Below are 24,624 nucleotides of genomic sequence, written 5' to 3' on the forward strand. Positions count from 1 at the left end.
TCCTGGGGACGTCCGATGAGACGCTTGGGCCAACACGATGTTGGTCACGAAGGCGTTATCACAGGATGTGATGATTTTAGCCTTCGTTCCTCTATCGCTTATCCCCAAGGAGTCGCCCAGCCTCCAATCAACTTATTCATATGGCCTATGTTTTAACAAAATGTAATCCCAAACTTCCGATGACAAGCCATTAAAAATCTGCTAGACTCTCACAAAAGAAAGTCTAGCAGATTCATTTTTATTTGAATTGTCCAGATACTATAACAGTATCGTTTTTAAAATCGCAATTGCCTCATCTATTTCTTCTTTTGAAACGGTTAAAGGTGGTAGTAGACGAATAACATTTGGTCCTGCTCCTACCAATAATAAGCCGTTTTCCTCTGCTGCAGCTATATACGAGGCTACCTCAGTATCGCCACAACCAATGCCAAGAAGTAAGCCCTGGCCCTGTACCGTATACGTAGTCGGTAGATTCTCTTTCAACTGCTTAACAAAATACGAAGATCGCTCCTGCACATTTTGTAAGAAAGCAGGTTCAAAAACATAATTAAGCACGGTTTCAGCAACACTCATCGCAAGTGGGTTCCCACCGAATGTTGTCCCATGTGTACCAGGACCAAATGTATCATATAGCTCGGCTGTTCCAAGCATCCCACCGACTGGGAATCCACCACCTAACCCTTTTGCCAATGTCACGATATTTGGCTCCAAAATTGTTTGCTCATAGGCATATCTTGTTCCTGTTCGTCCAATACCTGTTTGAACTTCATCGATCATTAATAATATTCCTTTGTCATCACAGGCTTTAGCGATTGCTGCAGCGAATTCTGGTGATACACTGTTAACACCACCCTCACCTTGAATCATTTCTAGCATAATTGCTGCAACAGAATCGTCAATCGTTGCTTCAAGTGCTGCCACATCATTAAAAGGAAGAATCGTAAATTTTTCAACAAGTGGTCCGAAGCCATTATGTATATTGCCCTGACCTGTTGCAGACATCGCTCCAAAAGTTCGCCCATGAAAGGATTTTTCAAAAGTAATAATATGATTTTTCCCTGTATGCTTACGAGCAAGCTTAATGGCCGCTTCATTTGCTTCTGCACCACTATTACAGAAAAATGCATAAGAAAAATGTGTATCTGCTATTAATTTTTGTGCAACCTTCTCCTGACCGGGAATATCAAATAAATTAGAAATATGCCAAAGCTTTTTACTCTGATCATGAATAGCCTCCACCATTGCAGGATGTGCATGACCAAGACTCACTACAGCGATTCCACTTGTAAAATCTAAATATTTTTTCCCAGCCGAATCTTCTACAACAGTTCCTTGCCCTTTGACAATTTGGGCGCGGCGTTTGCCATAGTTTCCAAATAAAGCACTCATTTTATCAACCCCTACTAATTTTGACTATAACAATCATCTTCTCTAAACAACTATATTGCTACCTCTATGCCAGTAGAACGGTCACTCTTAAACTATAAAGAAGAATAACTTTTACTGATTTGGTTTCTTCATCCCCCAGATAAAATCGTCGTACCTACTAAGGATTCTCCAACAATTTGCACTGATGGAATGCCTGCACTTAAGCATTCGAGAGCCCCATGGACTTTAGGAATCATCCCACCATAAATATGACCCTCCTCAATCCATTGATTGATGAAAGAAGGTGTTGCTTTCGATTGATATTCATCATTAATTCGAATACCACTTACATCCGTTACAAGTAATAAGCTATCCGCATCTATAGCTAGTGCTATTTCACTTGCTACCGTATCTCCATTAATATTTAATGCCTGACCATGTTCATCTGATCCCACGCAAGCAATAACCGGTACAACCCCAGCACTAATTATTGCTTCTAGTAAAGATGTATTGACGGTTTTCACTTCACCAACAAAACCGTATACATCTTTATCTAGATAATCCGCTACAATTAGCTGACCATCGAAGCCATTTAATCCAATTGCAGCAATGCCAGCAGTTGTTAATTCATGAACAAGCGCAGGATTGACCTTTCCTATTAATGTTGACTGTACAATATCCATCGCTGCTTCGCTCGTGACACGAATACCATTTAATGCACGTGATTCTATTCCGCGCACCGCCAGTTCACGGTTAATAGCTGGGCCACCACCATGGGTAATAATAAGCTCAATACCGCTTTCTTGGAGTTTTTTAAAATTCTCAAAAAACGACTCATTTAAGCCCTCTAACGTACTTCCACCAAGCTTAATGACCATTCGTTTACGAGCGGTATGAGGCATTGATTTGAACGTAGTCATAAGTTAGATCACATCCCCAAGCATGCCCCTTGCCTTCCCCAATACCAAGCGACACATAGATTTTCACTTCATGCATTTTTAAAATTTGAATTAACCCATCCTCCGAAAATGGAACTGGCTCACCGTTTTCAACCATTGTTACACCGCCAATTTGGATCGTAATTTTTTCTGGATCAACTGTTGCGCCACTATAGCCTACAGCGGCAATAATACGTCCCCAGTTTGCATCACAGCCAAATACAGCCGTTTTCACAAGTGGTGAACCAACTACTGTTTTAGCAATTTTACGTCCTTCTTCATCCGAAAGTGCTCCTTCAACTTCAACCTCAATCAGCTTCGTTGCACCCTCACCATCTTTGGCAATCATTTTCGCTAAGTCTTCAGCTACTGTTTTCAATGTAAAATAGAAGTTTTGCCAATCTGGGTGGTCAGGAGTTAAAGCTACATTTCCTGCTAAGCCGTTTGCCATCACAACTACTGTGTCATTTGTAGATGTATCCCCATCCACTGTAATTGCATTAAAAGTCATATCTGTTATATCAGATAATGTAGCCTGTAAAACATCTGATTCAATATTTGCATCTGTCGTAATAAAACCTAGCATCGTTGCCATATTTGGTTCAATCATACCTGACCCTTTAGCTACGCCAGCGATAATAATCTCTTTGCCATCTACAATAGTGCTGTAGCTTGTGTTTTTCATAACCGTATCTGTTGTCATAATCGCTTGTGCAAAATCAATAGCACTTTCTAAATTATCCTTTGGCTCTAACTGATTAATCCCATTTGTTACTGGCTCCATATTCATAATTTCACCAATAACACCAGTTGAGCAAACACCTACTAAATTTGCCTCGATATCAAGCTTTTCTGCCATGAGGACCTGCATTGTTTGTGCATCCTTCGCCCCTTGCTTCCCTGTACATGCATTAGCATTTCCAGAGTTAACAATCATCGCCTGCATTTTCTTCGTTGTGTACACAACGTCTTTCGTTACTTTTAATGGTGCTGCCTGTACAGCATTCGTTGTAAAGACACCTGCTACACTTGCAGGTACTTCACTAACTAACACAGCTAAATCTTTTTTCTTATGCTTTAAACCACAATGTAAACCCGCAGCTTTAAAGCCCTTTGGTGAAACAATATTTTTACTTGATAATTTTTTCATAATACTTGTGGATGCTATTAATGTCATATATCCTTCCTCCTTAGTTAATCAATTTTCCTTGGCGTATAAGAGTAGCTGACGCTCTGCTTTCGCTCATTTGAGATTCGCTGAAATAAGTTATAGAAAGAACGGAACGACATCTAATCCTGTCGTTTGTGGTAAATCAAATTGAACGTTCATATTTTGAATGGCTTGCCCTGCAGCCCCTTTAACTAAATTATCGATGACGCCAACAATTGTGGCACGATTCGTACGGCTATCAACTTTCACTAAAATATCGCAATAGTTCGAACCTTTAACACGGTTTGTTCCTAGACTATTTACATCTGTAACAATCCGTACAAACGGATGCTTTTCATAGGCATTCTGTAAACAAGCTACTAACTGTTGCTCTGTAACACCAGACATAACAGGTGCATATGAGGTAGATAAAATCCCTCTAGTCATTGGCACTAAATGAGTATTAAAAGAAATGGTTGTATCAACCCCTGCAAACATTGAAATAGCCTGCTCGATTTCCGGTATATGCTGATGTGTATTCGTTTTATAGATCGAAAAGCTTTCGTTTGCCTCACTAAAATGCGTTGTTTGCGATGGTTTATTTCCAGCCCCTGAAATCCCACTTTTCGCATCAATCACTAAAAAGCTTGGATCTATCAATCGTTCTTTTAGCAATGGTAACAATGACAGTAAAACGGCTGTTGGATAACATCCTGGATTTGCGATAAGAGGAGCAGGTTGAATATTTTCTGCATTCCATTCAGTTAAGCCATATACACTTTGTTGAATGAATTCTAATGGCGCCGCTTTTTTACCGTACCATGCTTCATAATTCGCTGGATCTTGTAAACGGAAGTCACCAGATAAGTCTATTAATTTAGGACCTTTCCCTACCAATGACGGTAATAGCTCACTTGTCACCCCTGAAGGTGTACTTGTAAAAACAACATCAAATTTCTCTAAAGCCCCATAATCAATTTTTTGTAAAGGTGTATCGACAATATGAACAAGATGACCAAACTTAGAAGAAAAAATTACGCCTTCTTCTGAAGATGTGAATAAATCAATCCGCTCCACCGCTTTATGATTATGTAAAAATCGAATAAGCTCTAATCCACCATATCCGGTTGCACCAACAATTCCTACTTTCAATGCCCTCACCTCTGAAATAAGTTAAAATTAGTATACGTCTGCATATTTATTAAGTCAACTGAATTTTTATTTATTTTTAAATTTTTCGCAATCTTCATTGATCATCATCATAACGTGGGGTTGATTTCCGTTCCGACTGGGCGCTTTCCTGGGGGCGTCCGTTGAGCCGCTTCACTCGCGTTGCTCGCTCCAGGGTCTCGGGCCAACACGATGTTGGTCACGAAGGCGTTATCACAGGACGTGATGGTTTTAGCCTTCGTTCCTCTATCGCTGATCTCCAAGGAGTCGCCCAGTCTCCACTCCAATCAATTAATATACATGGCATACGATTTAACAAATGTCATCTCCAACTTTTGATGATAAGCTCTAAGCAAATAAAATAGTTATATTTACTTAACTTTTTAATATTATTGTATTAAATAATAGCAATACGATTTTTTCTAGAAGGTATAAAAGCGAGGAAACCAATTTCTCTAAAAACTTAGAGTAAGACGTTCTTTCTATTTGAAAGGAGATGTATTATTATGCAAAAAATATTAGTATATTCTTTCATGTTTATATTAGTACTAACAGGGTGTTCTTCTGTTATACCAGGTAATCTAACAGCAAAAACTATTCTTAAAGAAAATGCCCAAGCAGATATTTTACAAATTGATGAATTAATCTATATAAAAGCAGCCGATCAAGAATCTCTAAAAAAGGATGCTTTTATAAAAGAAGATAAAATCGGAGATATAAAAAAAACGACGACATCCACTCTATTTTTCAAAGACTTTTGTGCTACTAAATTGCCAGTTGAATCTGAAATTTCCGCTACAAATGATCATGACACTTACACGATTATTGTTGAAATAGAAGGTAAACAATTATTATATACGGCGCTTGTAGAGGGCTAATACTAAACCACAAAAACTCTGTTGAATGAAATTTTACTTTTTTCAAAAAAGAAAGCAGGAATTTTTCGTCGATCGAATAAATTCCTGCTTCATATAATTAATCTTCCATCGTAGATAAATCACCAGTTGGTAAATTTAACTCCCACGCCTTTAACACACGACGCATAATCTTACCACTACGTGTTTTGGGTAGCTTATCCTTAAATTCGATTTCACGTGGTGCTGCGTGTGCAGATAAGCCCTTCTTAACAAAATTACGAATATCCTCAATCAATGCATCTGAAGGTTCAACACCCTCACGTAATGATATAAAGGCTTTAATAATTTCACCTCGGACAGGATCTGGCTTTCCAATCACCCCGGCCTCTACTATATCGGGATGCTCTAGTAGCTTACTTTCTACCTCGAAAGGACCTACCCGCTCACCAGCTGTCATAATAACATCATCTACACGCCCCTGGAACCAGAAGTAACCATCATCATCCATATAGGCAGAATCCCCAGACACATACCATTCACCTTTTAAGAAATAGGATTCATAACGCTCTGGATTTCCCCAAATTTGACGCATCATTGCAGGCCAACCACGTCGAACTGCTAAATTCCCCATTGTAAAAGGTGGTACTTCATTACCTGCATCATCAACAATCGTCGCATGAATACCTGGTAATGGTTTACCCATTGAGCCTGGCTTAATATCCATAGAAGGATAGTTACAAATCATATGCGCACCAGTTTCTGTCATCCACCACGTATCATGAATACGGTGACCTAGCTCATCAGTCCCCCAACGAATCACCTCTGGATTTAACGGCTCACCAACAGATAAAATGTGGCGTACCGATGTTAGATCATAGTTCTCAAGCATACCACTACCAGCACCCATTAACATTCTGAAAGCAGTTGGTGCACTATACCAAACTGTTACACTATAATCCTCAATAGCTTGGTACCAAGCTTGTGGTGAAAATCTCCCACCAACAATTAGCATTGTGACACCATTTAACCATGGACCAAAAATGCCATATGCTGTACCTGTCACCCATCCTGGATCAGCCGTACACCAGTATATATCGTCTTCACGCAAATCTAATACCCATTGCGTTGATTGATATTGTTGAAGCATAGCATTATGAACATGCAATACGCCCTTTGGTGCTCCAGTTGATCCAGAAGTATAATGAAGAATCATACCATCCTCTCTGTCCACCCATTCAATATCAAATTGAGAAGATGCTTCTTTTAAGCGTCTATTAAAATCTAAAATTTGTGTTGTTTCCTCTATATCAGATCCTACTAAAAAGACGTGCTGCAAATGTGGTAGCTTTGCTAAAGGTACACGTTCAAGTAACTCTGGTGTTGTCACTAATACTTTAGCTTCGCTATCTGCTAGTCTGTCATAAACAGCACCTTCCATAAATGCCTCGAATAGTGGACCTACAATCACACCCATTTTCAATGCGCCTAATAAAGAAAAATAAAGCTCCGGTGAACGTGGCATAAAAATAAATAATCGATCACCTTTTTCTAAATTTGTTGCTGCCTTAAAAACATTTGCGGCTTTATTCGTCAGCTTTTTCATTTCATTGAAAGAATAAGCCTCTTTACGCTTTCCATCATTAAAATAAAGTGCAACTTTGTTTTTTCGATGCGTTTCTGTATGACGATCAATTGCCTCATACGCCATATTCACAAGCCCTGTTTCATACCAACTGAATTCCTTTTCTGTCTCTGCCCAATCATGTGTTGCCGCAGCTTTCTCATAATCAAGCAAATTATATTGCCCCGGTAAAGCATTCAACTTCTCCAACATTTTCATCCCCATGAAACTACCCCTCTCTTTGCTATCGCCTTAGTACATTAGTAGGCAAATTTCAAATTGTAATTTCATTATTTCCCCCTTCAAAATCCGCCACTTTCTCCAAAGACAACTACGTTATGCAGCACTTGTTATACAACAGATTTTGTAGTGTGAAATTAGTGAATGCTTATTCACACTACATTCTTCTGTTAAATAACAGATGCGATATACATATATTTTACACGAATTCATTAAGAATGTCTTAGTATTTTCATTTTTCTAAAAACACAGGTATATTTTGCAAAAGATAGCGTTTTTCCGCAGGAAATCAGCTATAATGGAACTATTAAACTCAGGTGGTGTAATTATGGAACATAAAAAAACTTTTTTTTCTGTCATAAAGGAAACAAAGCATGGTACTGTGTATGTGGAAGGACCTGTTCCTCCAGAAAAATTAGCTACATATTCATTCCACGAAGGCTTGGTTGCTTTTAGACCTCCAAAGCAACAGCAGCAAGCCATTATAGAAATTGCAGGACTTCCTGAAGGACGAATTATTATTATTCGAAATGAAAACATTATTGTAGGCTACGTCACTTATCTATATCCCGATCCACTCGAACGCTGGGCGGAGGATCGAATTGATAACATGATTGAGCTAGGTGCTATTGAAGTCATTCCAGACTATCGTGGTACAGGTGCTGGTAAAGCACTACTAGCCGTATCTTTTATGGGAGATGAAATGGAAGACTATCTTGTTATCACTACCGAATATTATTGGCATTGGGACTTAAAAGGGACTGGTTTAAATGTTTGGGATTATCGCAAAATGATGGAGAAAATGATGGGCTCTGCCAACTTCGAATATTTTGCTACAGATGACCCTGAAATTACATCACATCCTGCTAACTGCCTGATGGCACGTGAAGGCAAACGCGTGCCACCTGAGACAATGGAAAGATTCGATAGACTTCGCTTTAAAAATCGCTTCATGTATTAAAACCAACACAAAGGGGATGAGTATATGATCGTAGAAGAAATTATGAATGATGAGCCCTACACGCTGGCTCCGACAAATACAGTGGTTGAAGCGCTGAAGTTCATGCGTGAGAAAAAAGTACGTCATTTACCAGTTGTAGATGAGGAACATCATGTTCTTGGGGTAATCACTGAAAGAGATATTAAAGAGGCATTGCCTTCCTCGTTACGGGAAGAGCCTAATTCTCCAGTTTTTAACGCAAAAGTGGAAGAGATTATGATTAAAAATCCGATTGTCGGTCATCCACTTGATTTCGTAGAAGAAGTAGCTCTTACTTTTTATGAATCTAAAATAGGCTGTTTACCAATTGTCTCCGGAGGAAAATTAGTTGGGATTGTCACTACCACAGATTTACTCTATACATACATAGAGTTAACTGGTGCCACTGAACCTGGCTCAAAAATTGAAATTCGTGTATCCGATACTCCAGGAATATTATTTGAGATTACTAAAATTTTTCGTAAACATCATGCAAATGTCCAAAGCGTCTTAGTTTATCCTGACTCTGAAAATACACAAAATAAAATTTTAAGTATCCGAGTAAAAACTCTCAATCCACTAGCTATGATTGAAGAACTTCGTAAAGAGGGCTTTGATGTATTATGGCCTAATTTACCAGGTGTTTCATTACAATGAAAAAAGCAGTATTTGTGTACTCACCAGAGCAACTCGGATATAAATTTTCAGATACCCATCCTTTCAATCATAAACGCTTGACGCTTACAATGGATTTGTTAAAGAATATTGATGCTCTTGGTGATTTGGATATCGTTCCAGCTCGTGTCGCAACAGAGGAAGAACTTTTACTTGCACATGATCCAAAATATATTGAAATCGTTAAAAGAGCAGGACATGGTGAGCTTTCAGAGGCACAATGTGAAAGCTACGGCATAGGCACCGAAGATACACCCATTTTTGAAAATATGCATGAAGCAAGTGCACAGCTTGTCGGTGGAACATTAACAGCTGTCGATTATGTAATGGAAGGAAAAGCCGAGCACGCCCTCAATCTAGGGGGAGGGCTACACCACGGCTTCCGTGGCCGTGCATCAGGTTTTTGTATTTATAACGATAGTGCAGTAGCTATTCGCTATTTGCAGGAAAAATACAATGCTCGTGTTCTTTATGTAGATACCGATGCCCATCATGGAGATGGGGTGCAATGGAGTTTTTATGAAGATCCAGATGTTTGTACATTGTCTATTCATGAAACAGGGCGCTATCTTTTCCCAGGAACTGGTAATATTACGGAACGCGGAAATGGGCAGGGCTATGGCACTTCTTTTAATTTTCCAATTGATGCTTTTACAGAAGATGAGAGTTTCCTAGAAATATATGAAAAGGCTATGCGAGAAGTCTTTGAATTTTTCAAGCCGGATGTTGTGTTAACGCAAAACGGCGCAGATGCACATTATTTTGATCCATTAACACATTTATATGGAACAATGAACATTTATAGAGAAATTCCAAAACTTGCGCATAAATTAGCACATGAATATTGTGGAGGGAAATGGATTGCCGTTGGCGGTGGAGGCTATGATATTTGGCGTGTTGTGCCTCGCGCATGGTCGATGCTATGGCTTGAAATGACAGATCAACAATTACCAACAGGACCCCTACCTCAAGCTTGGTTAGATCGTTGGCAACCTGAAGCACCAGTGCCTTTTATTCCAACTTGGGAGGATCCAAATCCATTGTATGAGCCAATCCCTCGAAAGGCTGAAATTGAAGAAAAAAACGCGCAAATGCTAACCAAAGCGCTTCATATTATTCGCAACGAAAAACACGCTTAACACTATGCCTCACGACAATCGTGAGGCTTTTTATTTTTACCTTAGTCCTCTTTCAGTGACTCTTGGCATTCTAGCCATCACTTTCGGCTATCAATCCGTCTATAAAAAAACACGCAAATCCATTTTCAGATTTACGTGTTAATTACTGTTATTTACTTTTGACAGACTGTCGATGTTCAATACGATGAGGTAAAATAACCGCTTCGTCCTCAACAGGCTCTTTGTTCATCAATTTAGTCAGCAAGCGCATTGCGACAGCTCCGATATCGTACAGTGGTAATGCGACGCTTGTTAGCTGTGGGCGAACCATGCGTGCTAATTTGGAATTTTCAAAGCTGATCACTTCGATATCCTCAGGCACATCTTTGCCTGCATCCTGCGCACCATGAATCAATCCAATTGCTAATTCATCACTACCTGCAAAATAAGCAGTTGGAGGATTTTCAAGTGAGGATAATGATTCCCACGCCTCTAATCCCATATCATAGCTCGATTCTTCTGCAGCGATTAGTGATTCATCTATAGGTAAACCTGCATCTTGTAAGGCTTTTTTATAAGCTTCAAGTTTGAATTTTCCATTAATAGTATACGTAAGCGGTCCTGTTACGAAAGCGATTCGCTTATGGCCATTTTGAATGAGTAATGTAATCGCCTCATAAGCTGCTTGGAAATAATCAATGTTAACAGTCGCAATTGTTTGCGATTCATCTACTGAACCTGCAAGCACAATTGGTACAGGTGAATGATCCATAGTTTGTTGCATTTTTTCAGTTACTTCGTCACTCATCATAACAATACCGTCAACCTGTTTTCCTAGCATTGTATCCAGTAGCTGAAGCTCTTTATCTTCATGTTGATCTGAGTTGGCTAAAATAATATTGTAACGATACATTGTTGCAATATCCTCTACACCACGTGCCAGCTCCGCATAAACATTATTTGCAATATCCGGGATAATCACGCCAACTGTTGTTGTTTTCTTACTTGCTAATCCACGCGCTACTGCGTTTGGACGATACTCTAATCGTTCAATTACTTCTAATACTTTTTTTCGTGTTGCTGGTTTTACGTTTTGATTACCATTGACTACACGAGAGACCGTTGCCATAGAAACATTTGCTTCTCTTGCAACATCATAAATTGTAACAGTCATCGTACGTGCCTCCCTTTTTTCCTTTTATAGCCTTATCATACGATAATTTTCATATTCTTTTCAAGAAGCAGTATGTACATGAAAAGAAAAACCAAGTACAAATAGTACTTTTCTAGTCATTATTTTGTCACTATATAGTAAACACCGCCTGCCGATTAAAGCAAGCGGTGTTTATCAACATATCAATTATACCCCGGCATAATTCCGTGACATCCGCCGGAGGCTTTGGGCCAACAGATGTTTTTTGCGCGAAAGCGTAGTGCTAACGCAGCGTCAGCAGCACCGATGTTGATCACTCAGTCATGTGTTGTTGCTGCCGCTTCGCTTTCGCACAGATAAATTACCACAGGACGTGGCGTTCTTAGACTGAGTTCCTCTATTTCAGCAGGTGTTTGGACCCCCACTAAAAAGTAACTTAAATCTGCATTCATCTCACCACCTATAGAGGTGAGAGACTTCTGTACCTGGCGCTACGCTTTCGCTACAGAAAATAATTGCTGAAGGAAGTTATGCATTGATTTCATGGCTCTTCATGAATTTTTGTAGTGTTTCGTAGAAAGCATCAAATGTTGGAATATCCATTTGTTGTTGTGAATCAGAAAGTGCTACAGATGGATCTGGATGCACCTCTGCCATAACGCCATCAGCTCCAATAGCAATTGCTGCCTTAGCACATGGTAATAGTAAATCACGACGACCTGTTGAATGCGTTACGTCTACAAATACTGGTAAATGCGTTTCTTGTTTCAAAATTGGTACAGCAGAAATATCTAATGTGTTACGAGTTGCTTTTTCGTAAGTACGAATACCACGCTCACAAAGAATGATGTTCTCATTTCCTTTAGACATAATGTATTCTGCTGCGTGAATGAACTCATCAATTGTCGCTGCTAAGCCTCTTTTTAAAAGTACAGGTTTATTTGTTGCACCCGCCGCTTTTAATAATTCGAAGTTTTGCATATTACGTGCACCAATTTGGATAACATCGATGTAATCTAAAGCTTCCTCTAAATGACCTGGTGTAACGATTTCCGTAATAACGCCTAAACCGTATTCCTCTGACACACGTTTCAAAATTTTAAGTCCTTCTAATCCAAGACCTTGGAAGTCATATGGAGAAGTACGTGGTTTATAAGCACCGCCACGAATTAACTTTTCACCTTTTGCTTTAATAGATGCTGCTACTGCCGCTACTTGCTCGTATGATTCTACAGCACAAGGTCCAAATACGAAAGATGGTTTTCCTTGGCCAATTAGCTCACCATTCACATTAATGACAGTATCTTCTGATTTTTTCTTACGAGAAACAAGTAATTCTTTTTTCTTATCCGCTTCAAGTTGTTTTAAAGCTGTTTTAAAGATTTGCTTAAATATATAATCAACCGTCATTTGGTTTAATGGACCTTGATTGTGCTCTTTAATAAGATCAAGCATATGGCGTTCACGTAATGGATCATAGCGATTCACACCTTGTTTTTCTTTAATCTTACCGATTTCATCAACTACTGCTGCACGTTCGTTAATTAGACGAAGAATTTCTAAGTTTAAACCGTCTATTTGACTACGTAAGCTTTCTAAATCTTTTTGGCTCATGTTTCTTGCTCCTCTCCTCATGACAGACACTTTCAGAACTCTGAAATGTATGTTACATTTTTAGATATTAGCAACATTATAATCAATGTTGCACAGAATGTCACGCATTTTTAATTTAGCGCTTCAACTCGCTAAATTATATTAACATATAACGAGAAAGGAAGCTAGTACAAAGAACTCCTTTCCGATTCGTGACATCCGTCGGAGGCTTTGGCAAACACATGTTTTTTGCGCGAAAGCGCAGTGCAACATAGCGTCAGCAAAGGGTTTTAGTCTGTGCGAAAGCGAAGCGACAGCAACAACACGTTGTTGGTCACTCAGGCGTTTTCACAGGATGTGAATTTCTTAGCCTGAGGTCCTCTATGCCAGCTGAATTTTGCTGATAGAAGTTAATATATTACGAGAAAGGAAGCGAGTACATTGAGTTCAAAATTATTTGCACTTGATATCGGTACACGTTCTGTAGTAGGCATTATTTTAGCTGAAGATAATGACCGCTTTCACGTGGAAGACATCTTAGTAAAAGAACATAAAGAACGCGCCATGGTTGATGGTCAAATACATAATGTCATGTATGTGGCAGATTTAATCAATGAAATTAAACATGAACTTGAAGAGAAGCATGGTCCTTTAAAAAAAGTGAGTGTCGCTGCGGCTGGTCGCTCATTGAAAACAGAACAAGCAAGCGTGACGATCAATATACGTAATCGACCAATTTTTACGGAAGAAGATATAAGTCGTCTGGAACTGCAAGCTGTTCAACAGGCACAGCAACAGCTCCTTCAACACAAAGAAGACGCTAAAATAAGCCACTATTATTGTGTTGGTTATTCAGTTTTATACTACCGTTTAGATGGCGAAGAAATTGGTAGCCTACTCGATCAGCAAGGTGATGAAGCACAAATTGAAGTTATTGCTACGTTCTTGCCACGAGTTGTCGTAGAATCACTTATCGCGGCTCTTAAACGCGCGGATTTAGAAATGGATGCACTAACATTAGAACCTATTGCAGCTATTAATGTACTTATCCCCCCAACAATGCGTCGTTTAAATGTGGCGCTTGTTGATATTGGTGCTGGTACATCTGATATTGCCATTACCGATAAAAGCACTGTTGTCGCATATGGCATGGTACCAACAGCTGGTGATGAAATAACGGAGGCTTTAAGTGACCACTACTTACTCGACTTCCCTGTTGCTGAAGGAGCGAAGCGCCAACTGCAAACAGAAGAAGACATTTTAATTCAGGATATTTTAGGCTTTGATCAATATTATCCGAAACAAGAGGTTCTTCAAGCAATCGAACCTGCTGTTAAGCAACTTGCAAAAGCCATTGGGGAAGAAATTTTACGCCTTAATAATCAGACTGCTCCTAAGGCGGTAATGCTTGTCGGTGGAGGTAGCTTAACACCAAATCTTACAACTGAACTTGGACAAGTACTAGATTTACCTGCCAATCGTATTGCCGTTCGAGGGATTGACGCCATTCAAAACTTAACGAAGGAAGATCATATTAAAGCATCTCCTGAATTGGTGACACCAATCGGTATCGCCATTGCCGCCAAAAAAATGCCTATTCAATATATGAGTCTAACTGTCAATGAACAAGTAGTTCGCCTTTTTGAATTAAAGGAAATGACCGTTGCAGATGCATTTTTAGCAGCTAATATTCGAGCAAAACAATTATATGGAAAACCGGGACATGGATTATCAGTGAATGTTAATGGACAAGATATTTTCATCCCTGGTGGTCACGGTCAGCCGGCAGAAATTTTAGTGAATGGTCATCAGGCATCCACAAAAACGATGATTAAAACAGGCGATGCTATCCAGTTAATTGAAGGCAAAGACGGTCAGCCAGCTAATGCTACGGTGAGAGATATTGTAGATGATGCTGCCATTAAAACAATTACAATTCAACATACAAAATATGTAATTGAACCACAAATAACTGTTAATGGTTCTCCTACATCACTCGATAGCGCATTAAATGATCGAGATGTTGTGATGTTTGAAATAGCTGACACAGTCGAGGATGTATTTAAGCTCACAAATAATCGGGAGTTATTAAAACAATTTGAGTCATTTTATATTCAAGTGGACGGAAAACCACTGTATTTACCAGAGTTTTCAGCTCATTTAATGATTAATGGTAAACCAGCTAAAATGTCCTATGCTGTCCAAGATGGTGATGTCCTTACATTTCAGCAACAAACATTCCCTACTGTTCAACGGATTGCTGACCAAATGAATGTTTTACTTGAGGATAACATCATCATACACTTTCAAAACGAGGTGTTAGAGCTAAAGAAGATGGCCAACGAAGTTCTCGTTAATCATGTAGTGGTATCACCTCTTTCAACTGTTCCAAATGGAGCAATAATATCATTTAAAGAAAAAGAAAGAAGTCGTTGGATATACCAGGATGTGTTCCGCTTCTCTAATTGGCAACTACCTACTACATTTAAAGGTAATTTTACAATTTTACGAAATGGTCAACCGGCAAGCTTTGATATGGAGATTTTCGGCGGGGATAAATTAGAAATTTTACTAGAAAAAGCGCCCATATCTTAAAAAAGGGATACGTTACATCTTTGATAAGATGTAACGTATCCCTTTTATCTATTATGCGCGAACTTCTTCACTTTTTTCTTCAGATTGTTCCTTTTTTTCACTAGCATCCTCTGCTTTAGGTTCTTCACTAGGAATGAAATCCTCTAGTGGTTCTTCACCCTCAAAAGAAACTGTACCATCGTCAAAAACAGTTGGTGCTTTTGCTGATTTTAATGTTTTTACTTTCTCTACTAATTGTGTAGATTGTTCCTGAATTTGTTTAGATAATTGAACCGTTTTATCTTTAGCAGTTGTCGAGAAATCTGCACTCTTATCTTTTAAATTAACAGCTTGTACTGCTACATCGCTACGTAAATCTTTTCCTGATTTTGGAGCTAGTAATAAGCCTGCAGCTGCACCTACTATACCCCCAACTAATGCGCCAATAACAAAATCCTTCATGTTCACTCGCTCCTCTTCATAGATCGACTCCTGCGGTTGATAAAGCTGTGGCAATGAACTTTCAAGTTGTTGTTCCTTCACTTCATTATAATTTGGCTTTTGAGTTGTCATGCAACAATTCCTCCCCATCTTATTATCTAATTTGCTTAGACTAATTGTCCATCTGCTTTCGCGGATGCATTCTACAACATATGCCTAAGATTATATTTTTATTCCGTTGACATTAAATGCCTACCGAATAATTATTATTTTTTACGGCCCCATTTTCTTTTCGGTTTTTCCGATTGCTCTGATTCAGAAGAATAAATATCTTCTTGAATCACCTCATTGGCCTGATCGATAATTTTACGTTTTTTCCACTTATCTGCAATGCCCATTGCGACATTACTCCATTGAACAACTTGTGCAATTTTTTCTTCATTTTGTTCCACACTTTTAGAAATTGAAGAAGTAATTTGCTGTACAGATGTATTTAAACCATTCACAGAGTCGCCAATTCCTTTTACTGCATGAACAACAGAATTTAATTGTTCAGATTTTTCTTGAATATCCTCTGCCAAGCTATTTGTTTTGGATAGTAAGGAAGTCGTTTCACGTGTAATACCTTCCATTTGTCCTTCAATACCTGATAATGTTCCAGCTAAACTGTTAAGGATTGGTTTGAGCGAAAATAATGTCATGCCAACGCTCACACAAAAAATTAAAAAACCGATTGCTGCGATAATTGCTGCAATATACAAAATAACTTCCATAACTAGACCTCCTACAAGTAAAAATTCTCTTTACTATTCATTTCCTTAAATTCGACAAAAAAAACTGAATTCCTCCTCATTTTTGAGAAAAAACAGCTTATTCCTTGCGGACTAAGCTGTTTCGTTGTTCTTTAGCACGTCTTCAAAAGCATCTTGGAATTTGTGAACATCGCCAGCGCCCATAAATAAAAATACTGCGTCCTTATGCTTTGTTAACACTTCAATTCCTTCAGTGGTAATCACTGCACTGCCTTCAATTAAAGACGCTAAATCTTGGATTGAAAGTGCGCCTTGTGTTTCCCTTGCAGAGCCAAAAATATCACATAAGTATGCTGTATCTGCAAGACTTAGACTATCTGCAAAATCCTGTAAAAAAGCTTGTGTACGTGTAAATGTATGTGGTTGGAAAATAGCTACTAGCTCACGATCCGGAAATTTTTGTCGTGCCGATTGAATCGTTGCACGGATTTCTGTTGGATGGTGTGCGTAGTCATCTATTAAAACATTATTCCCAATATCCGTTTCTGTAAAACGTCTTTTCACACCTTTATATGTGTATAAACGTTCTTGAACGATTTCTGGTGAAATACCTTCATATTGGCAAAGTGTAATAACAGCTAAAGTATTTAATACTGCATGATCTCCAAATAATGGGATAAAGAAAGTGCTATAAAATTCATTACGAACAAATACATCAAATTTTGTACCCTTTGTTGTTTTTTCAACATTACGAGCTTCAAAATCATTTTCAGCCCCAAAACCGTAATAAACAACAGGCACCTTCGCTTGAATACGTTGTAGATGTTCATCATCACCGCAAGCAATAATTGCTTTTTTAACCTGTAGTGCTAATGATTGAAATGCTGAATAAACATCCTCTATGTTTGCAAAATAGTCCGGATGGTCAAAATCAATATTAGTCATTACAGCGTAATCGGGATTATAAGCTAAAAAGTGTCGACGGTATTCACATGCTTCCATCACAAAGAAGTCAGCATTTTCATGTCCAGCTCCTGTTCCATCACCGATTAAATAAGAAGTTGGTTTATAACCACCTACAACATGAGACATTAAGCCTGTCGTAGATGTTTTACCATGTGCACCAGTAATAGCAATCGATATATAATTACCGATATATTCACCTAAAAATTTATGGTAGCGAATAACTTCTACACCGATTTCACGAGCACGCTCTAATTCAGGATGGTCATCAGGAAATGCGTTCCCTGCAATAACTGTCATACCTTCTTTAATATTATCTGCATTAAATGTAAAAATTGGAATATTACGATCACGTAACGGTTGTTCCGTGAAGAAATATTTATCAACATCTGAGCCCTGTACTTGTTCACCAGCATCAAATAAGATTTGTGCAAGTGAACTCATGCCAGAACCTTTAATGCCTGTGAAATGAAAAACTGTCATTAATTAAACCCCCCGGGAATTCAATATCCCTTCTATCATCTATTAGGTGTATCGTATTTTCCACCAATTATTAGGTATTAATACCTCTGTAAGTACTAAAAAATACGAACTAATCATCACATCTCGTCTATTATAGCACTATTTATGCATAAGGATAAATGTGTAACTTTTCTAAAAATACTAATTTTGACGTGAATAAGATAATCTATACGAAAACAATGTAATTCTTATTCAAACATAGCAATTAAATCTTCTTCTGTAATGTAACTTTCTCGTGGTTTACTGCCACGTGCCTCAGACACAAAGCCGTGCGATTCCAACATATCGATTAAACGAGCAGCACGATTATAACCAATATGATATTTGCGCTGAATTAAGGAAGTAGAAGCTCCTCCCTGCTCATAGACAAATCGACATACATCCTCGAACAATTCATCTTGCTCAGCGGAAACCTCTGTCTTCTTTAAAAGTTCCTCTTGATCGAAAATATAATCAGGCTCTCCTTGCTCCCGAACATGCTCAATAATCGCTTCAATTTCATCATCTGTCACAAATGTACCTTGCAAACGTACAGGAGCAGACATACCATTACCTAAATATAACATATCGCCTCGTCCAAGCAATCTTTCTGCACCTTGCGCATCTAAAATTGTACGTGAGTCGATTTGTGAAGATACCGCAAAAGCAATACGTGTAGGAATATTTGATTTAATAAGCCCTGTAATAACGTCAACAGAAGGTCTTTGAGTTGCAACAATTAAATGGATACCACAAGCACGTGCCTTTTGAGCAATACGACAAATCGCCTCCTCTACATCTGCCGGAGACATCATCATTAAATCTGCTAATTCATCAATGACAATTAGAATATACGGTAATTTTAAGCTATGTTCATTATTTTTATCCGCAATTGCATTATAACGTGTAATATCACGTGCGCCCGCATGTGCAAATAACTGATAACGACGCTCCATTTCCTCCACTGCCCATTTCAGTGCAGCTGTAGCAGCCTTAACATCGGTGATGACCGGGCTCACTAAATGTGGAATATGATTAAACGGTGCTAATTCTACCATTTTAGGATCGATAAGCATCAGCTTTAATTCATGTGGTGCAGCTTTATATAATAAACTAACCAAAATTGAATTGATACAAACCGATTTACCAGAACCTGTAGCTCCGGCAATTAATCCATGTGGCATTTTTCGTAAATCAATGGTTACAGGCTTCCCTGTTAAATCCAGACCCAATGCTGCTTCTAACGGTGAATCTGACTCGAGGAAAGAAGCACTATTTGTCACTTCCGATAATCGAACAGCGCGAGATACACGGTTCGGTATCTCAATGCCAATTGAGCTCTTCCCAGGAATCGGTGCTTGGATGCGGATGTCTTTCGCTGCCAATGCAAGCTTCAAATCATCTGATAGATTGCGGATTTTGCTAACCTTAGTACCATGACTCACGGTTATTTCAAATTGTGTCACGGCAGGTCCTTGCATAATGGATTCTATTTGAGCGGAGACTTGGAAATAAGACAAAGCTTCGACCAATGTATCTCCCTGTTGCTCCATCCACTCAGTATCTTGTGTTTTTTCCTCAGGTGGCTCTAAAAACTCATCAACTGGCTTTTGATATACATGAACAGGTTTTCGAGGTATTTCCTGTATTTGATCTTCCACTAACGTTTCATCTAATATGGAAGGTTGCTCTTGATATTCCTCTATATCAATAGAATTCTCCACAGGAATATCTATAATCTCGGTAGTAAGCCTCTGTTCAGAAGCTGTTTCTACTTCCATTTCGGTAGTCGCTGAAATTTCGTCGAAGCTCTCCACATCAATCACTGTTTTTTCTAATGTCGAAACGTTAGACATTGATGTGACTGGTGCCATTGTAATGACTGATACACTCTCTGTTGCAGCATTGAATGGAACAGTATTTTGAATAGAAACCTCATTGCCTTCCGTCGACTGTGTAGCTGTTTTATTGTCCATCTCTAACTCGCTAATCTCTACATCTATAGATTGTGGAATTTGTTCTTTTTCGGATGGAGTAGTATTTTCAATAGGAACCTCGTTTTCCTTCGTCAACTGTGGAGTTGTTTTATTATCCATCTCTAACTCACTAATCTCTACATCTATAGATTGTGGAATTTGTTCTTTTTCGGATGGAGTAGTATTTTCAATAGAAACCTCGTTTTCCTTCGTCAACTGCGGAGTTGTTTTATTGTTCATCTCTAACTCACTAATCTCTACATCTATAGATTGTGGAATTTGTTCTTTTTCGGATGTCACTAATGGATGTTCTACTTCCGAATTAATAAGCTCAGATGAAGGCTCCTGTTCCTCTTGATTTATTTCAACAATTGTTGATGTCGGCTTCATATTTTTAAATTGCTGTTGGATTCTCCATTTCTCTTTATCAGTTTTTAGCATTAAAACATTAAATGGAATGCCACTTTTTTCTTTCTTTTCTACAGATTGCTCTTCTAAAGATTGTTCTTCTAAAGACTGTTCTTGCAACATATCTTGCTTATCATCTTCATTCATTGGTGGTTGGACAACTGTAACCTCACCAATGTGGATGGTAGAATTTTCGATTTGTACTTGTTCTACAACTACTTCTTTTACATGGATTTCTGATTGGTCAGATGAAAGTTGTTCAATATTCAGATCATGTTGCACGGCTTCTTTCACTTGATTTTCAAATTCTACGGCAAAAGAAGTTGTTTGCGGTACCGGTAATTCAGTCGTCGTTTTATCACTATGATGATTTGTTTCGTCTGTTAATTTATCTTCAAAAGTAATAGGTTGCTTTGCAGGTATTTCAATTTTCCCAGTGATTTCAAGCTGTTCTGATTCATCTTTCCGAATTGCACTAATGGGCTCTTTTTCTTCTAGTATATTTTCAATAGCCTCTTTTGTTGTCGCTTCTTTTAAAGACATAGAAGCTGTAGGTATTTCTAACTCTTTCTTGTCGTGCTCTTCCTTCCGTTTCTCTAATAATTGCTCAATTGGGCTTGGCTTAGAAAAACCATAGACTGGTGACGGAACATCACTTGGTACAAAACGCTTACGATTTTCGAGTAAAACACTTTCATCTGCTTTTTCTAATTGAGAATTCGTAACTTTAGGTGACGTAGGTATTTCATTTTGCGCATCTCGAAAAACAAGACTTGCTTTTGAACGATTCTCCTGTTCCGGCTGACTTCGTGTAATCGTCGTTCTACCAGTTCTCTTCGTCCGATTTGCTAATAAATCTCGAATACCTGAAACCTCAATATCGTAAACACTCGAATCCACAATATGATTATTTAAATGCCTCGGTAGCGATAAATTTTCAATTTGTCCGGAGTAAGCATCATCCATTTGATTGAATGCTTCTTTTGATGGTGGTGTTGATGGTGAAGCAGAAAATTCCTCATCCTCAATTAACGGAAAACGAAAAGTTTTTTGCTTTGCTACAGTTGTTTCTTTATATGAATGCAACTGCTGAGATTGTTCTTCTTCATAGTCATCATAAAACTCTTCATATTCGTAATCATTGTCATCTTTATTTAAAAATTTATTCATTTGTTTTTTTAACCAATTCACATTGTTCACTCATTTCTCTTACACTTCATTTATAGCATTAACTAAATCAATTATGCCTCGGCATAATTACTTCCAGAGGCTTTTAGCCAACAGATGTTTTTTGCGCGAAAGCGTAGTGTTAACGCAGCGGCAGCAGCAGGATGTTGGTCACTCAGTCGTTGCTGTTGCTGTCGCTTCGCTTTCGCTACAGAAAATACTTGCTGAAAGAAGTTAAATGTCTATAACAAAAAGCATACCATAAAAATGTAATAGAAACTTGCATTAAGAGGCTCATTCTAGATAAAAAAATCGTTATGTTACTAGCATAATAGTAGCATAACGATTTTAAGTACATATAATCAATTTTCACTTAGCAAATTGTAGCTGTCGCGCAGCTAAACAGTGCTCCCGAAGGCTTTATCTAGTTGGTGCCTCAAACGCACTACCAGTTTTCGCATCTTCCGGTAATACTAAAATTCCTTTTTCAGAAGGTGCATTTGGTATTGCTAACTCGCGTGCTGAACATAACATACCGTATGATTCAACACCACGTAGATTACCTTCTTTAATAAGCATTCCAGAAGGCATTACTGCACCAATTTTTGCTACAACAACCTTTTGACCTGCTTCCACATTTGGTGCACCACATACTATTTGTAATGTTTCTTCACCTACGTTTACAGAACAAATACTTAATTTATCAGCATTTGGATGCTTGTCCTTTGTTTCTACATAGCCTACAACAAACTTTGGAGAAAAATCTACATCAAGGCTGATTACAGCTCCATTTTTCGATATAGCTGCCTCTAGTTGTGCTACTAATTCTGGAGTAATTTCAACTAGACCTTTTGCATCAGTTTGAATATAGTTGCTGGCGTTAAATAAATTAAATGCTTTAATTTCTCCCGTTTGAGCTTCCTTTAATATAGCGATATCACCCGCACGTTCTATCTCTGTCTTCACGATTGATTCTGTTGCTAATTGTACTAGCAATACATCTCCTACATGCTCTTTGTTGTAAAATACATTCATTGTTTCTCTTGCTCCTTTTTAACTCTGTTTTTTGCTAATATAAAGATCGGTTCTAGCTCCCCGTCTTCATAAATAAAAGATAATGACGTAATCGGTACAGTACCGACAGCGAAGAAATGCATCGTCATCTGCGCTAATACATCATACCCTGTTTCATTACGAATATCACCTACTATTAATACATCCTGATGTGGCACAGATAACGTCATGTCACCTTCAATGTTAGTCTGCATCTCTTTCAAAAAACTTTCATTTAAAATACGACTTGCATCGTAGCCATCATTAGCATTAACAAAATAGAAAATATTCCCCGCAACTTCATCTTTTTTATAAACTGTTGGCAGTTGCTTTACGGAAAATCGTGCCATTTCACGAATTTGCTCTACTGTTAATTGTAGTACCTCTAACATGGATTCATCAATAAAACGATAGGTTTTTCCTAAATCAAGCGCATAAAAAATACGTGTTTCAGCTGTATGTTCAGTAGTAATGAATGCATGCCCTTCCTTCGAGGCTTTAGGGTAAGATGTTGCGCGAATAACGGGATAAATTTTTGTAATAGCTTGGAATCCTTGTTCCATTTCTTGCTCCATAGCATTAAAGGTTTGCTCGATTGTATAAACAACTTCATCGATTGCAGCCCCTTGCTTGTCATTATATTTTGCTAAAATACCTGGTAGAGATAGCTCCATCCCTTTACCAATTTTTTTATGGTTTAGGCGTAATTTATCGTGCTTTTTATCAAATTCAAAATCAAACTTTTCCTCATTCAAATGTTGTTTTAATAGGGTCACAAGTTGTTCTGATTTAATTTGTTTCACCTAGCTCATCCCCTTTCGTCTAAATTAATTTATATTTTTGGCGTAATTACTGCTGTCGCGCAGAAATAAATTGTCACAGGTTGTGACGTTTATAAACTGGGTACCCTTCGAAAATGAATTATATCTTTATTCAGTTCATCAACAATAGAGGTAAAAGTCTATTGTAGCTTAATATAATCAATTATGCCTCGGCATAATTGCGTCTGGAATCGGCTTAGGGCCCACAAATGTTTTTGTGCGAAAGCGTAGCGTCAACAGCAAGATGTTGGACACACAGTCTAGTGTTGTTGCTGTCGCTTCGCTTTCGCACAGATAAAACCGTGTTGCTGTCGCTTCAGAAAATAATTGCTGAAAGAAGTTAAATGAAGAGAAAACGGCTCACATATTTGTGAACCGTTCTGTTCAAAACTACCCTATTACTTAATCTTAACCGAATGAACGAATTTCGTCATCTCATGTAAATTATCTTATATTTTTCTATTTTAAAAAAATTATTTCATAGTTGCAACTTCACTATTCCATTATCTCTAATCAAAGAAACTAGTCATGTACTAATGTGAATAAATATTGGCCAATAAGAAGCGAAACTATATGTTCAAACATCATCTGACGACTTACTAACCCTTGTGTGAAAACACCTACAGCTCCCGCACCTTGTCGGATATCTCGGCGTTGTGTATAGTGCTCCATTACAGGTCCAAGTTCCTTCCCAGCTCTTATTTCCTGGGCAATTTCTTCTGGTAATATAATTTGTGCGCCAGCAGCTGTATAAGTTGTGCCATTTGATACTGTAAGTGCTCCCCAGTTACAAACGTACATAACACCATCTATTTCAGTCACTCCGCCCTCTAGTCCGAACGATAATTGGGCACCCGTCTCTTTGATTGCGTTTTTCGAACGGTTTATTGCTCCCAACCGTGTTTCTTCATGAGTCATCGGTTGATCAGATACTTGCGAAGCAGCCTTAACGTAGGTGAAATTTGGTTTATCAAAATATTTTCTAGCTATCACTTCAACTGCTTCTGTTTTCGCTTTGTTTGTTGTCCCAATAGTTATGTTCATTTTCTAATCCCTCTTTCTTTGCATAGAAAAAGATGCCCCTAAAGGCATCTTTTAACTTCTTT

21 protein-coding genes are annotated in these 24,624 nt (G+C 38.3%); 7 read left to right on the top strand and 14 right to left on the bottom strand.

Annotated features, from left to right (window positions below; all coding sequences use genetic code 11):
• Positions 1 to 15: 15 nt before the first annotated feature.
• Positions 16 to 156: a hypothetical protein gene (locus tag ACYQ73_RS15790; RefSeq protein WP_460013369.1), complete on the top strand. Its 141-nt coding sequence runs from the start codon at positions 16 to 18 to the stop codon at positions 154 to 156.
• Positions 157 to 258: 102 nt separating this feature from the next.
• Here ACYQ73_RS15790 and ACYQ73_RS15795 read toward each other — a convergent pair whose 3' ends face one another.
• The 4 genes from ACYQ73_RS15795 to argC all read right to left on the bottom strand — a co-directional run bounded on the left by ACYQ73_RS15795 (position 259) and on the right by argC (position 4,608).
• Entirely contained in the window at positions 259 to 1,389 is a 1,131-nt protein-coding gene (locus tag ACYQ73_RS15795; RefSeq protein WP_460013370.1) for an acetylornithine transaminase, read from the bottom strand.
• Between the two features lie 128 nt (positions 1,390 to 1,517).
• On the bottom strand, positions 1,518 to 2,288 hold the full coding sequence (argB, locus tag ACYQ73_RS15800; protein WP_460013371.1) for an acetylglutamate kinase: 771 nt from the start codon (positions 2,286 to 2,288) through the stop codon (positions 1,518 to 1,520).
• Positions 2,251 to 3,483 (bottom strand): bifunctional glutamate N-acetyltransferase/amino-acid acetyltransferase ArgJ, encoded by a 1,233-nt coding sequence (argJ, locus tag ACYQ73_RS15805; protein WP_460013372.1) that lies wholly within the window; start codon positions 3,481 to 3,483, stop codon positions 2,251 to 2,253. Before argJ ends, argB begins: the two co-directional genes overlap by 38 nt.
• 90 nt (positions 3,484 to 3,573) lie before the next feature.
• Positions 3,574 to 4,608, bottom strand: a complete 1,035-nt coding sequence (argC, locus tag ACYQ73_RS15810) for an N-acetyl-gamma-glutamyl-phosphate reductase (RefSeq protein ID WP_460013373.1) — start codon at positions 4,606 to 4,608, stop codon at positions 3,574 to 3,576.
• A 161-nt stretch (positions 4,609 to 4,769) separates the two neighbouring features.
• On the opposite strand from argC, the gene ACYQ73_RS15815 reads away from it, so the two are divergent.
• Both ACYQ73_RS15815 and ACYQ73_RS15820 read left to right on the top strand, forming a co-directional pair.
• Positions 4,770 to 4,991 (top strand): hypothetical protein, encoded by a 222-nt coding sequence (locus tag ACYQ73_RS15815; protein ID WP_460013374.1) that lies wholly within the window; start codon positions 4,770 to 4,772, stop codon positions 4,989 to 4,991.
• Between the two features lie 141 nt (positions 4,992 to 5,132).
• Positions 5,133 to 5,504 (top strand): hypothetical protein, encoded by a 372-nt coding sequence (locus tag ACYQ73_RS15820; RefSeq protein ID WP_460013375.1) that lies wholly within the window; start codon positions 5,133 to 5,135, stop codon positions 5,502 to 5,504.
• Positions 5,505 to 5,601: 97 nt separating this feature from the next.
• On the opposite strand, the gene acsA is transcribed toward ACYQ73_RS15820, so the two are convergent.
• Positions 5,602 to 7,329, bottom strand: a complete 1,728-nt coding sequence (acsA, locus tag ACYQ73_RS15825; protein ID WP_460013376.1) for an acetate--CoA ligase — start codon at positions 7,327 to 7,329, stop codon at positions 5,602 to 5,604.
• A gap of 343 nt (positions 7,330 to 7,672) precedes the next feature.
• Between acsA and ACYQ73_RS15830 the strand changes: the two genes are divergently transcribed.
• The 3 genes from ACYQ73_RS15830 to ACYQ73_RS15840 are packed head-to-tail and all read left to right on the top strand — an operon-like array spanning position 7,673 to position 10,137.
• Positions 7,673 to 8,305, top strand: coding sequence for a GNAT family N-acetyltransferase (locus ACYQ73_RS15830; RefSeq protein ID WP_460013377.1), 633 nt, complete (start codon positions 7,673 to 7,675; stop codon positions 8,303 to 8,305).
• 24 nt (positions 8,306 to 8,329) lie between these two features.
• Positions 8,330 to 8,980, top strand: coding sequence for an acetoin utilization AcuB family protein (locus ACYQ73_RS15835; protein WP_460013378.1), 651 nt, complete (start codon positions 8,330 to 8,332; stop codon positions 8,978 to 8,980).
• On the top strand, positions 8,977 to 10,137 hold the full coding sequence (locus ACYQ73_RS15840) for an acetoin utilization protein AcuC (protein WP_460013379.1): 1,161 nt from the start codon (positions 8,977 to 8,979) through the stop codon (positions 10,135 to 10,137). The genes ACYQ73_RS15835 and ACYQ73_RS15840 overlap by 4 nt, the downstream gene beginning before the upstream one ends.
• 148 nt (positions 10,138 to 10,285) lie before the next feature.
• On the opposite strand, the gene ccpA is transcribed toward ACYQ73_RS15840, so the two are convergent.
• Positions 10,286 to 11,290 carry a catabolite control protein A gene (gene ccpA, locus ACYQ73_RS15845; RefSeq protein ID WP_132357237.1) on the bottom strand — a complete coding sequence of 335 codons (1,005 nt, stop codon included), beginning with the start codon at positions 11,288 to 11,290 and terminating at the stop codon, positions 10,286 to 10,288.
• 507 nt (positions 11,291 to 11,797) lie between these two features.
• A complete protein-coding gene (locus tag ACYQ73_RS15850) occupies positions 11,798 to 12,883 on the bottom strand; it encodes a bifunctional 3-deoxy-7-phosphoheptulonate synthase/chorismate mutase (protein WP_132357238.1) in 1,086 nt (361 codons plus the stop codon).
• Between the two features lie 420 nt (positions 12,884 to 13,303).
• Between ACYQ73_RS15850 and pilM the strand changes: the two genes are divergently transcribed.
• Positions 13,304 to 15,457: a pilus assembly protein PilM gene (gene pilM / locus ACYQ73_RS15855; RefSeq protein ID WP_460013380.1), complete on the top strand. Its 2,154-nt coding sequence runs from the start codon at positions 13,304 to 13,306 to the stop codon at positions 15,455 to 15,457.
• Positions 15,458 to 15,508: 51 nt separating this feature from the next.
• On the opposite strand, the gene ACYQ73_RS15860 is transcribed toward pilM, so the two are convergent.
• The 7 genes from ACYQ73_RS15860 to ACYQ73_RS15890 all read right to left on the bottom strand — a co-directional run bounded on the left by ACYQ73_RS15860 (position 15,509) and on the right by ACYQ73_RS15890 (position 24,562).
• Positions 15,509 to 16,009, bottom strand: a complete 501-nt coding sequence (locus ACYQ73_RS15860) for a YtxH domain-containing protein (protein WP_460013381.1) — start codon at positions 16,007 to 16,009, stop codon at positions 15,509 to 15,511.
• 134 nt (positions 16,010 to 16,143) lie between these two features.
• The gene (locus ACYQ73_RS15865) at positions 16,144 to 16,650 is read right to left on the bottom strand and encodes a DUF948 domain-containing protein (protein ID WP_460013382.1); all 507 of its coding nucleotides are present in this window, start codon (positions 16,648 to 16,650) and stop codon (positions 16,144 to 16,146) included.
• Positions 16,651 to 16,761: 111 nt separating this feature from the next.
• Positions 16,762 to 18,075 (bottom strand): UDP-N-acetylmuramate--L-alanine ligase, encoded by a 1,314-nt coding sequence (gene murC / locus ACYQ73_RS15870; RefSeq protein ID WP_460013383.1) that lies wholly within the window; start codon positions 18,073 to 18,075, stop codon positions 16,762 to 16,764.
• Between the two features lie 227 nt (positions 18,076 to 18,302).
• The gene (locus ACYQ73_RS15875) at positions 18,303 to 21,668 is read right to left on the bottom strand and encodes a DNA translocase FtsK (RefSeq protein ID WP_460013384.1); all 3,366 of its coding nucleotides are present in this window, start codon (positions 21,666 to 21,668) and stop codon (positions 18,303 to 18,305) included.
• A gap of 396 nt (positions 21,669 to 22,064) precedes the next feature.
• Positions 22,065 to 22,679, bottom strand: coding sequence for a YtpR family tRNA-binding protein (gene ytpR, locus ACYQ73_RS15880; protein WP_460013385.1), 615 nt, complete (start codon positions 22,677 to 22,679; stop codon positions 22,065 to 22,067).
• Positions 22,676 to 23,500 carry a DUF1444 domain-containing protein gene (locus tag ACYQ73_RS15885; protein ID WP_248716915.1) on the bottom strand — a complete coding sequence of 275 codons (825 nt, stop codon included), beginning with the start codon at positions 23,498 to 23,500 and terminating at the stop codon, positions 22,676 to 22,678. Before ACYQ73_RS15885 ends, ytpR begins: the two co-directional genes overlap by 4 nt.
• A gap of 540 nt (positions 23,501 to 24,040) precedes the next feature.
• Positions 24,041 to 24,562, bottom strand: coding sequence for a DUF84 family protein (locus ACYQ73_RS15890; RefSeq protein WP_460013386.1), 522 nt, complete (start codon positions 24,560 to 24,562; stop codon positions 24,041 to 24,043).
• Between the last annotated feature and the right edge of the window lie 62 nt (positions 24,563 to 24,624).

Source organism: Lysinibacillus sp. CTST325, assembly GCF_054665055.1.